This is a genomic window from Modestobacter sp. VKM Ac-2984, from assembly GCF_026967985.1.
In the GTDB taxonomy this organism is placed as follows: domain Bacteria; phylum Actinomycetota; class Actinomycetes; order Mycobacteriales; family Geodermatophilaceae; genus Modestobacter.
The window spans coordinates 21,901-33,649 of the sequence record NZ_JAPVBJ010000012.1; the positions used below are offsets into that span (position 1 = coordinate 21,901).

General features: G+C 74.1%; 9 protein-coding genes. 4 read left to right on the forward strand and 5 right to left on the reverse strand.

What is annotated here, in order from left to right; translation table 11 throughout:
- Positions 1-133: 133 nt before the first annotated feature.
- Positions 134-1,087 (reverse strand): DUF808 domain-containing protein, encoded by a 954-nt coding sequence (locus tag O2W16_RS20710; protein WP_269160729.1) that lies wholly within the window; start codon positions 1,085-1,087, stop codon positions 134-136.
- A 189-nt stretch (positions 1,088-1,276) separates the two neighbouring features.
- Between O2W16_RS20710 and dtd the strand changes: the two genes are divergently transcribed.
- Positions 1,277-1,708 (forward strand): D-aminoacyl-tRNA deacylase, encoded by a 432-nt coding sequence (gene dtd / locus O2W16_RS20715; protein WP_269160730.1) that lies wholly within the window; start codon positions 1,277-1,279, stop codon positions 1,706-1,708.
- 248 nt (positions 1,709-1,956) lie between these two features.
- Positions 1,957-2,940 carry an RNA polymerase sigma factor SigB gene (gene sigB, locus O2W16_RS20720; protein ID WP_269160731.1) on the forward strand — a complete coding sequence of 328 codons (984 nt, stop codon included), beginning with the start codon at positions 1,957-1,959 and terminating at the stop codon, positions 2,938-2,940.
- A 57-nt stretch (positions 2,941-2,997) separates the two neighbouring features.
- Here sigB and O2W16_RS20725 read toward each other — a convergent pair whose 3' ends face one another.
- Both O2W16_RS20725 and O2W16_RS20730 read right to left on the reverse strand, forming a co-directional pair.
- Positions 2,998-5,694, reverse strand: a complete 2,697-nt coding sequence (locus O2W16_RS20725; RefSeq protein ID WP_269160732.1) for a bifunctional acetate--CoA ligase family protein/GNAT family N-acetyltransferase — start codon at positions 5,692-5,694, stop codon at positions 2,998-3,000.
- A gap of 66 nt (positions 5,695-5,760) precedes the next feature.
- Positions 5,761-6,945, reverse strand: a complete 1,185-nt coding sequence (locus tag O2W16_RS20730) for an acetoin utilization protein AcuC (protein ID WP_269160733.1) — start codon at positions 6,943-6,945, stop codon at positions 5,761-5,763.
- 193 nt (positions 6,946-7,138) lie between these two features.
- Here O2W16_RS20730 and O2W16_RS20735 point away from each other — a divergent pair, with 193 nt between their 5' ends.
- Complete coding sequence (locus O2W16_RS20735; protein ID WP_269160734.1) at positions 7,139-7,864, forward strand: metal-dependent transcriptional regulator; 726 nt, start codon at positions 7,139-7,141, stop codon at positions 7,862-7,864.
- A gap of 165 nt (positions 7,865-8,029) precedes the next feature.
- Positions 8,030-10,111, forward strand: coding sequence for a S9 family peptidase (locus tag O2W16_RS20740; protein WP_269160735.1), 2,082 nt, complete (start codon positions 8,030-8,032; stop codon positions 10,109-10,111).
- A gap of 23 nt (positions 10,112-10,134) precedes the next feature.
- Here O2W16_RS20740 and O2W16_RS20745 read toward each other — a convergent pair whose 3' ends face one another.
- Both O2W16_RS20745 and O2W16_RS20750 read right to left on the reverse strand, forming a co-directional pair.
- Positions 10,135-11,253 carry a DUF4192 domain-containing protein gene (locus O2W16_RS20745; protein WP_269160736.1) on the reverse strand — a complete coding sequence of 373 codons (1,119 nt, stop codon included), beginning with the start codon at positions 11,251-11,253 and terminating at the stop codon, positions 10,135-10,137.
- Between the two features lie 152 nt (positions 11,254-11,405).
- Positions 11,406-11,699, reverse strand: coding sequence for a Dabb family protein (locus O2W16_RS20750; protein WP_269160737.1), 294 nt, complete (start codon positions 11,697-11,699; stop codon positions 11,406-11,408).
- Between the last annotated feature and the right edge of the window lie 50 nt (positions 11,700-11,749).

Consider the following 11,749-nt stretch of genomic DNA (forward strand, 5'->3'; position numbering starts at 1 on the left):
TCACGGTGCTCACGAACTGGCAGAGCCGTTCCACACGTCCAGGGAAACGAATCAGCACCGGACGCATCGTCACGAGACCGTCACCGCCGCCCGTCGCCTGCGCCGCCGGCCCACCGGCGCAGGCGGACCCGCGTTAGTGCGTCCCGTTCTCGCTGGCGGGTTGCTCGCGGCGGTGCAGCGTGAGGGCCAGGACGGCCACGACCACGGCGCCGACGGCGAGCCCGAGGAGGGCGCTGCCGAGGGTGTTGACCAGCCATCCCACGACCGACCCGAGCGCCCCGGTCGCCTCTGCAGCCGCCTCCTCCAGGTGGTGCACGGCGTCGTAGAGGAACGTCAGGCCCAGCTCGTCGGTGCCGACCAGCAGGATGTGCCCGCCGACCCACAGCATCGCGGCGGTCCCGACCACGGTGAGCGCGCTGAGCAGCTTCGGCATCCCCTTGACCAACCCGCGGCCGAACCGGGCGAGGCCCTTCCGGGGCAGCTGGGACAGGCGCAGTCCGACGTCGTCCATCTTCACGATCAGGCCGACGACGCCGTACACCAGCACCGTGATCCCGAGCGCGACGACGGCCAGGATGATCGCCCGCGACCAGAAGCCCTGGTCGACCACCTCGTTCAGCGAGATGACCATGATCTCGGCCGACAGGATGAAGTCGGTGCGCACCGCCCCGGACACGATGGTCTTCTCGTCCGGCAGTGCGTCCTCGACCGTGGCGTGGGTCTCCTCGTGCGGCCTCAGCCGGTGCCAGATCTTCTCCGCCCCCTCGTAGCAGAGGTAGGCCCCACCGACCATCAGGATCGGGGTGAGGAGGAAGGGCAGGAACTCGCTGAGCAGCAGCACCGCGGGCAGGATGATCAGCAGCTTGTTGCGCAGCGACCCGAGGGCGATCTTCCGGATGATCGGCAGCTCGCGGTCGGCGTTCAGCCCGTGCACGTACTGCGGCGTGACCGCGGTGTCGTCGACGACGACACCGGCCGCCTTCATGCTGGCGCGCCCGGCTGCCGCCCCGATGTCGTCGATCGAGGCGGCTGCGGCGCGCGCCAGCACGGCCACGTCGTCGAGGAGAGCTACGAGTCCACCCGCCACGGGAGGTCCTTCCGGTCGGTTGGCACGCGTGTGCCGTCTGGGTCGTCATGGTGGCCGGTCCGGCCGCGCCGTGCACGGGCGCCGGTGCTCCGGGCCGCAAGGAGTGTGGGGCACGCACCCCCGGCAGCCCAGCCGACGCTCGGCACACCCCCGCCCCGGCCGGGGCGGACCGTCGGTCAGGATCGTGCCGTGCGTGCGGTGGTGACCCGGGTCAGCCAGGCGTCGGTGACGGTGGTCGGCGAGGTCGTCGGCGCCATCGGCGCAGGCCTGCTGGCCCTGGTCGGGGTCGGCCGGGACGACGACGCCGACCGGGCACGGGCGATGGCCAGGAAGCTGCACGAGCTCCGGGTGTTCCCCACCGACGACGGCGCCCGCTCCGTCGGCGACCTGGGCCTGCCGGTGCTCGTGGTCAGCCAGTTCACCCTCTACGCCGACACCCGCAAGGGCCGCCGTCCGTCCTGGGCGGACGCCGCCCCGGGCGAGTTGGCCGAGCCGCTGGTCGAGGAGGTGGTGGCCGACCTGCGCCGGCGCGGCACGGAGGTCGCCACCGGACGGTTCGGGGTGCGGATGGCGGTCGCCTCGGTGAACGAGGGCCCGATGACCTTGCAGCTGGACGTCTAGGCCCCCAGGTCGGGGGGTACCACTCCGTCGTCACCCGCTCGCGGAGCGCCGCACCTGGACGTTGCCTGTGAGTTGGTCCGCCTCGGAACACCGACCCACCCGGGTCCGTTGCACACGATGTACCACACGGACAGAACGGCCGGAGAGCCACCCGGTGACACCGGGCCGACGCTCCGACCTCGACCGGGGTGCACCGCACATCGACGACGCGGCGCATCCGGACCCCGAAGCAAGGACGAAGACTCATCGTGACCGTGCTGCAGTCCTCCCCCACCGACACCCTCGAGGTGCGCTCCCCGCGCCGTGCCCCGGACACCAGTGGCCTGGTGTCGACGGACCTGGTGCGCGTCTACCTCAACACCATCGGCAAGACCGCGCTGCTGACCGCCGAGCAGGAGGTCGAGCTGGCCAAGCGGATCGAGGCCGGGCTCTACGCCGACCGCCTGCTGGGCGAGCGGCAGCTGACCCCCGCGCTCAAGCGGGACTACAAGCTGCTGGCCGCTGACGGCAAGGCGGCCAAGGCCCACCTGCTGGAGGCCAACCTGCGCCTGGTCGTCTCGGTGGCCAAGCGCTACACCGGCCACGGCATGACGTTCCTGGACCTGATCCAGGAGGGCAACGTCGGGCTCATCCGGGCCGTCGAGAAGTTCGACTACACCAAGGGCTTCAAGTTCTCGACCTACGCGACGTGGTGGATCCGTCAGGCCATCACCCGGGCCATGGCCGACTCCGGCCGGACGATCCGGCTGCCCGTCCACCTGGCCGAGCAGGTCAACAAGGTGGTGCGCACCCGCCGCCGGATCCACCAGGAGCTGGAGCGCGAGCCCACCGCCGAGGAGCTCGGTCTCGAGCTCGACCTGACGCCCGAGCGGATCACCGAGCTGCTGGAGTACTCCCGCGACCTGGTCTCCCTCGACCAGACCGTCGGTGCCGACGAGGAGTCCCGGCTCGGTGACTTCATCGAGGACGCCGACGCCGCGGTCGCCGAGGACGCCGTCGCCTTCCAGATGATGAAGGGCGACGTGCGCAACGTCCTGAAGACCCTGGAGGACCGCGAGCGGGACGTCGTCATCATGCGGTTCGGCCTGGACGGCGAGCAGCCCCGGACCCTGGAGCAGATCGGCAAGCGCTTCGGGCTCTCCCGCGAGCGGGTCCGCCAGATCGAGCGCGAGACGATGACCAAGCTGCGTGCCCCCCAGCGCGCCGACGCCCTCCGGGACTACCTCGGCTGACGTCTCGACGGAACGGCCGAGAGCCCGCCACCCCATCGGGGCGGCGGGCTCTCGTCATCACACGCCAGGCCGGAACATGCGGCGCGGGCCGGCGTCGACGCGGGCCGTCGGCTGGCCGATCCGGACCGTGGCGCCGGCGACCACCAGCGACCGGCCGCCGTGCCACGCGTCCGCGGGGCCGACGATCACCGGCTCCAGGGTGAGCGACAGCACCTCTGGCAGGTCGTCGCCGAGCCGGGCGACCCGCAGCAGCAGGTCCTCCAGCGCGGCGGTGTCGACCGGGGCGCTCCCCCGGTAGCCGTTCAGCAGCGGCCAGGCCCGGGGTCCGCGGACGAGCTCGGCGGCGTCCAGGTCGGTCAGCGGCAGCGTGCGGTAGGCCCGGTCGCCGAGCAGGTCGGTGGCCACGCCGCCCACCCCGAAGCTCACCAGCGCGCCGAACGACGGGTCGTCGACGATGTCCACCACGGTGGCCACCCCCGGCGCCGCCTGCTCCTGGACGATCACCGGGTCACCGGCCGGGATGGCGGCGAACGCGCTGCGCACGTCCTCGGCGTCGGCCAGGTCGAACCGCATGCCGCCGAGGTCGCGGCGGTCCCGCAGCCACGGCGCCGTCGACTTCAGCACGACGGGGTAGCCGATCTCCTCGGCAGCGGCGACGGCCGCTTCGGCGTCCTCGACCCGGCGGGTGCCGAGCATCGGCACCCCGTAGGCGCCCAGCAGCGCCATCGTCTCCTCGTCGGAGAGGGCACGGCCCTCCGGCGCCGCGGCGAGCGTGGACTCCACCACCTCCCGGGCGGCGGCCTCGTCGATGCCGCCGAGCTCCGGGACGACGCCGAGGGGGCGCCGCCGCCAGCGGGCGTACTCGCTGATCTTCGCCAGCGCCATGACGGCGCGTTCCGGGGTGGAGAACGACGGCACCGAGCCGCGGCCCGGCATGCCGTGCTCGTCCCGGATGACCAGCTCCGCGGGGATCCCCTCGCTGGACAGGAAGTTCGCCACCAGCGGCTTCTCCGCCGTGCGGGAGACCTCTCGGAGCACCCGACCGAAGGGCTGCTCCCCCTGCAGCAGCGGCGGCAGAAAGACCGCGACCACCGAGTCGACGCCCTCGTCGTCCAGCGCGGCCTGCAGCGCGGCCCGGAAGTCCTCCGGCGCGGCCTGGGTGCCGATGTCCACCGGCCGCTCGTGCGCCAACTCCAGCCCCTGCTCCAGGACGGCGTCGGCGACGAGCACCCCCATGGCGGTGGAGTTGCCGACGATGGCGACCCGGTCACCGGCCGGCAGCGGCTGGTGCGCCAGCAGGGTGCCGACGTCGAAGAGCTGGGCGAGCGTCTCGACCCGGATGACGCCGGCGGAGGCGAACAGCGCGGCCACCGACTGCTCGGGGACGGCGACGCTGGTGCCGGCCAGTCCGGCGGTCATGCTCACGTGCCGGCCGCTCTTGACCGCCACCACCGGCTTGGTGCGGCCGACCCCGCGCGCGAGCCGGGCGAACTTGCGGGGGTTGCCGAAGCTCTCCAGGTGCAGCAGCACGACCTCGGTGCCGGGGTCGCTGGCCCAGTACTGCAGCATGTCGTTGCCGCTGACGTCGGCCCGGTTGCCCGCGGAGACGAAGCTGGACAGCCCGATCCCCCGGGCCCGGGCGCGCTCCAGCAGCGCCACCCCGAGCGCACCGGACTGGGCGAAGAAGCCCACCCGCCCCCGGCCGGGCACGTCGGGGGCCAGGCTGGCGTTGAGCCGCACGTCCGGGTCGGTGTTCACGATGCCCAGGCAGTTGGGCCCGACCACCCGCATCCCGGACGCCCGGGCCGAGGCGACCAGGGCCCGCTCGGCGGCCCGCCCCTCGGGCCCGGTCTCCCCGAAGCCGCCGGAGATGACCACGAGCCCGCGCACGTTCTTGCGCCGGCAGGCCTCGACCACCGCGGCCACCTCGTCGGCGGGCACGGCCAGGACCGCGAGGTCGACGTCGTCGGGGATGGCCTCGATGGAGGCGTGCGCCGGCACGCCGCGGACGTGCCGCACCGCCGGGTTGACCGGGTAGATCGGCCCGTCGAACCCGTACTCGAGCAGGTTGTGCAGCACCGCGTGGCCGACCTTGGCCGGGTCGTTGCTGGCGCCCACGACCGCCACCGAGCCGGGGTTGAGCAGCCGGCCGATGGAGCGGGACTCGCTGCGCTGCTCGCGCTCGTGCGCCACGGCCAGGGACTGCTCGGTGGGCGCGATCGGGAAGGTCAGGTGCACCACGCCGTCCTCGTAGGACCGCTTGGCCGAGTAGCCGGCGTCGAGGAAGACCCGCACCATCTGGCTGTTCTGGCTGAGCACCTCGGCGACGAACCGCTTGATCCCCCGCTCCCGGGCAGCCGCGGCCAGGTGCTCCAGCAGCACCGACCCGAGCCCGCGCCGCTGGTGGGCGTCCTCGATCAGGAAGGCGACCTCGGCGTCGTCGGTGCCCGGGTAGCGGTCGTACCGGCCGACGCCGACCAGCCGGTCGCCCAGCAGCACCACGAACGCCACCCGGGCGTCGTGGTCGACGTGGGTGAAGCGGTGCAGGTCCTTGTCCGACAGCCGCCGCATCGGCCCGAAGAACCGGTAGTAGCGGGTCTGGTCGGAGCTGCGGTCCATCAACCCGACGATCCCGTCGGCGTCCTCGGGGGTGATCGGGCGCAGGTGCACGGTGCCGCCGTCGGCGGCCACGACGTCGGCCTCCCAGTGCGGGGGCGGGGGCGGCGGCACGGTCAGTTCCTCACCGGCGGTCACTGGTCCTCCCGGCCGTCCAGCAGGGGCCCGCCACGAGCTCGCGAGTGGCGGGGGGCTGGATGGTCCTTAATCACGGGGGTCGTCCGGGTCGAGTCCGAAGTAGGGGAAGGCGGCGGTACGGGTGCGCAGGACGGCGCGGTCGACCCGGTTCTCGGTGAACGGGTCCCAGCGGTGGAAGCCCACGTAGCCGCCCTCGGTCATCGAGCCCGGTGGCGGCGTGCGCAGGCCCCGCCGCCGGACGTCGTCCTGCCAGCTCTGCGGGATCTCGGTGTCCGGCGCCAGCCGGTCGCCGCCGGCCTCGGCGAGGAGGTGGGTCCAGGCGCGCGGCACGCAGCGGACCAAGCCGTAGCCCCCGCCGCCCAGGGCGATCCACCGGCCGTCGCACACCTCGTGCGCCAGGTCGTGCACGGCGCGGTAGGAGGCCCGCTGCCCGTCGACGGTCAGCCCGAGGTCGGCCAGTGGGTCCTCGTGGTGGGCGTCGCAGCCGCACTGGGTGATCAGGATCTGCGGCTGGAACGCCCGCACCACGCTGGGCACCACGGCGGTGAACGCCCGCAGCCACCCCGAGTCGTCGGTGCCGTTGGGCAGCGCCAGGTTCACCGCGCTGCCCAGCGCCTTCTTCGGGTCGCCGGTCTCCTCGGGGAAGCCGGTGCCCGGGAAGATCGTGAGCGGGGTCTGGTGGATGCTGACGGTGAGCACCCGGGGGTCGTCGTAGAAGGCGGCCTGGACGCCGTCGCCGTGGTGCACGTCCAGGTCGACGTAGGCGATCCGCTCCCAGCCCTGGCCCAGCAGCCAGGCGATCGCCACCGCGGCGTCGTTGAAGACACAGAAGCCCGAGGCCTGGCCGCGCATGGCGTGGTGGAGACCCCCGGCGATGTTGACCGCGTGCTGGGCCCGGCCGCTGGAGACCAGCTCCGCGGCGAGCACGCTGCCGCCGGTGATCAGGGCCGCCGCCTCGTACATGCCGGGGAACACCGGGTTGTCCGGGGTGCCCAGGCCGTGGCCGGCGCCGTACGGGTCGTCCGGGGCGCGGCGGACGGCCTCCAGGTAGGCCGGGTCGTGCACCAGCGTGAGCAGGTCCGGGCCGGCCGGCTCCGGCTGCACCACCTCGATCCGCGGGGAGGCGAGGACGCCGAGGGAGTCGGCCAGCCGCATGGTCAGGTCCAGCCGCACCGGGTGCATGGGGTGGTCGCCGCCCATGGTGTAGCCGAGCAGGGCGTCGTCCCAGACCACGGTCACGGCGTCGCTCACGGACGCCCCTCCGGGTGCGCCCGGCCGGGGCGGGGCGCTGCGGTGCTCCTCGTCGAGCGGGCGAGCTCCATCACCGGCCCGACGCTACCGCTGCGGCCCGGGCAGCGCGCCCACCGGACCCGTCCCGGCGGAGATCCACCCGTCGAGTGGCTCCTGCCTCGTAAGATCGGTGGAACCTGACGGAGGAGTGGACGTGAACGACCTCATCGACACCACGGAGATGTACCTCCGGACCATCTTCGAGCTGGAGGAAGAGGGGATCGTCCCGCTGCGGGCCCGGATCGCCGAGCGCCTGCACCAGAGCGGCCCGACCGTGAGCCAGACGGTGGCCCGGATGGAGCGGGACGGGCTCCTCTCCGTCCAGGGCGACCGGCATCTCCAGCTCTCCGACGAAGGCCGTGAGCTCGCCACGGCCGTGATGCGCAAGCACCGGCTGGCCGAGTGCCTGCTCGTGGACGTCATCGGCCTGGACTACGCCGACGTCCACGAGGAGGCCTGCCGCTGGGAGCACGTGATGAGCGAGGCGGTGGAACGCAAGCTGCTCAGCCTGCTCGGCAACCCCACGGTCTCGCCGTTCGGCAACCCGATCCCCGGCCTGGACGCCCTCGGTGGCGACACCTCGGCGGTCCTGGACGCCCTGACCCTGCTCTCGACGAGCGCGACCCCCGAGGGCCGGCAGGTCGTCGTCCGGCGGATCAGCGAGCAGTTGCAGGAGGACGCCCCGCTGCTGCGCTCGCTGGCCGACCAGGGGGTGCGGCCGGGCTCGACGGTCACCGCCACGCTGACCAACGGCACGGTGCTGGTCGACGGGGTCGCCCTGCAGCCCGGGGTCGCCCAGCACGTGTTCGTCAGCGCGGTCGAGGAGGAGCTGTCCCCGGCCGAGGCAGCCGAGGTCACCGAGGCCACCGCCGGCGTCTGACCTCCCTGCCACATCGCGCGCTCGAGAGCCGCGGCCCCTTCCCGGGGCCGCGGCTCTCGTCGTCCCGGGGACGGCACCGGGTCCTTCGCCGGGCTCATGAGCTCGGGCAGGCAGCTCACTAGGCTGCGGTGCGCCCCTTCCGGACGCGCAGAGAGAAGGCCCCCGGTGAGCGACACCGCAGCTCCCGTCGAGCAGAGCGACGACACCCCGCCCAGCCCGTTCCACCGGATCGCGGACTTCATCGCCCTCCCCCGGCTCAGCGGCCTGGCCCTCTCCCCCGACGGCCGTCGGCTCGTCACCTCGGTGGCCACGCTGGACGCCGAGGGCAAGAAGTGGCAGTCCGCGCTCTGGGAGGTCGACCCGACCGGTCAGCGGGACGCCCGCCGGCTGACCCGCGGCGCGACCGGTGAGTCCGCCCCGGTGTTCACCCCCGACGGCGACGTGCTGTTCACCTCGACCCGGCCCGACCCGGCCGCGCCCGAGGGCGGCGGCGACCCGAAGCCGGCGCTGTGGGCGCTGCCGGCCGACGGCGGCGAGGCCCGGCTGGTGCTGAAGCGCAGCTCCGGCGTGTCCGGCGTCGCCGTGGCCGCGGACACCGGCGACGTGGTCGTCGTCGCCAGCACGATGCCCGGCGCCGCGGACGCCGAGGCCGACGAGGAGCGCCGCACCCGGCGCAAGGACGCCGGGGTCAGCGCACTGCTGCACGAGAGCTACCCGGTGCGCTACTGGGACCACGACCTGGGGCCGGCGGTGCCGCACCTGTTCTGGATCGGCGCGCTGCCGGCGGAGGACGTCGCCGGCAGTGCACCGACCACCCCGCAGTGGCGGGACCTGACCCCGGACGCCGGCCCGCCGCTGGGCTCGGGCACCGACCTGGCCGTCTCCCCCGACGGCCGGTTCGTGGCGCGCAGCGAGGAGGTGCCCGACGGCCCGGCCGGACGGCGGTCACGGCTGCTGCTCATCGAGGTGGCGACCGGGGAGACCCGGGTGCTCGTCGACGACCCGCAGGCCGACGTCTCCGCCGCCCGGTTCTCCCCCGACTCCGGGCGGGTGGTCTGCGCGCGGGAGTCCGCCTCCACCTACGCCGAGCCGCCGGACCACACGCTGCTGCTGGTCGAGGTCGCCACCGCCGAGACCCGCGAGCTGACCCCCGGGTTCGACCGCTGGCCGAGCGCGCCGCAGTTCTCCGCCGACGGCACGGCCGTGTACTTCCTGGCCGACGACGACGGTCGGCACGCGGTCTACCGGGTGTCGTTGGACGGCGGCACCCCGGCGCGGCTGACCGACCAGGGCGCCTACAGCGACCTGCAGGTCGCCCGGGACGGCAGCGCGCTGTACGCGCTGCGCTCGGGGTACGACACCCCGCCGGTGCCGGTGCGGCTGGACCCGCAGGCGCCCGGGCAGGACCCGGCTGCGTTGCCCAACCCGGGCACGATCAGCAGCTTCCCGGGGACGCTGCGCGAACTGGACGCCACCGCCGCCGACGGCACCCGGGTCCAGTCGTGGCTGGTGCTCCCCGAGGGCGCCGACGCGGCGAGCCCGGCGCCGCTGGTGCTGTGGGTGCACGGCGGCCCGCTGATGAGCTGGAACTCCTGGTCCTGGCGCTGGACGCCGTGGGTGCTGGCCGCCCGGGGGTACGCCGTGCTGCTGCCCAACCCGGCGTTGTCGCAGGGGTTCGGCCAGGACTTCGTCCGCCGCGGCTGGGGCGAGTGGGGTGACGCCCCCTACACCGACCTGATGGCGGCGGTGGACGCCGCGGAGGCGCTCCCGGAGATCGACCAGACCCGGACGGCGGCGATGGGCGGCTCGTTCGGCGGCTACATGGCCAACTGGATCGCCACCCAGACCGACCGCTTCCGGGCGATCGTCACCCACGCCAGCCTGTGGCACCTGGACGCGTTCACGGGAGCGACCGATGCCTCGTACTACTGGGAGAAGGAGTTCGGGGACCCGCTGACCGAGCCGAAGCGGTACGAGCAGAACTCCCCGCACCGCTACGCCGACGCGATCCGGACGCCGATGCTGGTCATCCACGGCGACAAGGACTACCGGGTGCCGATCGGCGAGGGGCTGCGGCTCTGGTACGACCTGCAGAAGCGCGGGGTCCCGTCGAAGTTCCTGTACTTCCCGGACGAGAACCACTGGGTGCTCACGCCGGGGAACGCGGCGGTCTGGTACGAGACCGTGCTGGCGTTCCTGGCCGAGCACGTGCTGGGCGAGGAGTGGCGGCGCCCCGAGCTGGTCTGAGGCCGTGCGACCGGTCCGCCGCGTCACCACCGGGCGTCGAGCGGCCCGGTCGCCTGCCGGATCAGCCGGCGCATCTCCGCCGGGCTCAGGCATGCGTCCAGGGCTGAGCGCAGCAGCCCGGCGAAGGTGTAGCTGGGCTCGCTGTGCAGGGCTCGCTCCAGCGCGACGTTGGCCAGCGCCCCGTCACCGCGCACCCATGCACTGACCGCCAGCAGGGTCGCCGGCGCCGCGTCCAGCGGCGCCGGCGACCGACGGGTCAGCTCGGTCCAGACCACCTCGGCGGCGGCCGCCGCGTCCCCCAGGGAGAGCGTGAGAGCCCGGTCCCGCAGGTCGTGGTCGCGCAGGCCCCAGGCCAGCCGGGCCACCTCCCGGTCCGACAGCCGCCCACCCCGTACCTCGGGACCGGCGGCCTCGACCGCCGCCCGCACCGCCGCCCAGCCCTCCTCGACCAGGACGTCCCAGCCCAGCTCCGCCGTGCGCCGGGCCAGCTCGTCGCCCACCTCGTCGCAGGCCCGGGCCATCGCCTCCGCCGCCAGGAAGCCGACCGGTGCGATCCGCCGGGCCAGCGCGGCGCGTTCGTCCTCCACCAGCCGCCCGTCGACCACGCTCGCCGCGGCCAGCTCACTGGTCCCGGCCGGCAGCGGGGTGCCTGCCTCCGGTGCGCAGCACGCGGCCGTGCAGTCGTAGGACCACCAGCGGTCCCGGCGGACCAGGAGCGCCTCACGGAGCGGCACGCCCACGGCATCCAGCGCGAGCACGACCTCATGGGCCAAGTCCCGATGAGCCAGGTCCCGATGAGACAGGTCCCGATGAGCCAGGTCCAGGTGGTCCAGGTGGGGGGCGTCGAGCGGACCGACCGGCACAGCGGCCTCGTCCGCGGCCTCGGAGACGACCACCAGCAACGCTGCACCCGGCCGGTCGGTGAGCAGCGAGCGCACCAGACCGGAGACGACCTGCCGGCGGTGCTCGGGCGGCGGCAGGTCGACCCGGGCGGTGAGGCCCAGCCGCCGGCCCTGCGGCCCACGCAGGCTCACCAGCACCAGCGACTCACGGGGCCGGAAGCCGAGCAGGTGTGGCAGCGCCGCGACCACCTCCCCGGGCTCGGAGAGGCGGACGGTCAGGGGCTGCTGGGGGTCGGCCATGGGCTCGACCCTGGGGCGCCCGGCCCCGGTCGGGACCCGCGGGACCGAGGTTGTGGACGACGGTGGTGGCTGTGGACGGGGACCGGCCGGGCGCGCACCCCCCGCGGCACCCTCCGGGCATGCAGCGCACCCGGACGGCTCCCCCGCAGGCGTCAGACCTCGTACTGGACCGCCGAGCGGCTGGCCAGGATCGGCTTCACGTGCTCGGCGATGACCGCGAGGTGCCGGGGGTCGGCGGCGTAGGCGCGGAACGCCTCGACGTCGGGGAAGTCGGCCACCAGGGCGGCGTGGGCGTTGCCCTCGACCAGCCCGGCGTCCGGCCCCACGGCGAACGACGTCATGCCGCCGACCTCCTGCGGCAGGCGGCGCAGGGCGGCCAGGGTCGCCTCCCGGGTCTGCGGAGAGGTGTCCTCGGTCCAGGTGAACAGCACGACGTGGCGCAGCATGAGCGCACCCTGCCAGGCCGGTCCGGGCAGCAGCCAGTCCAGGGGCCCTC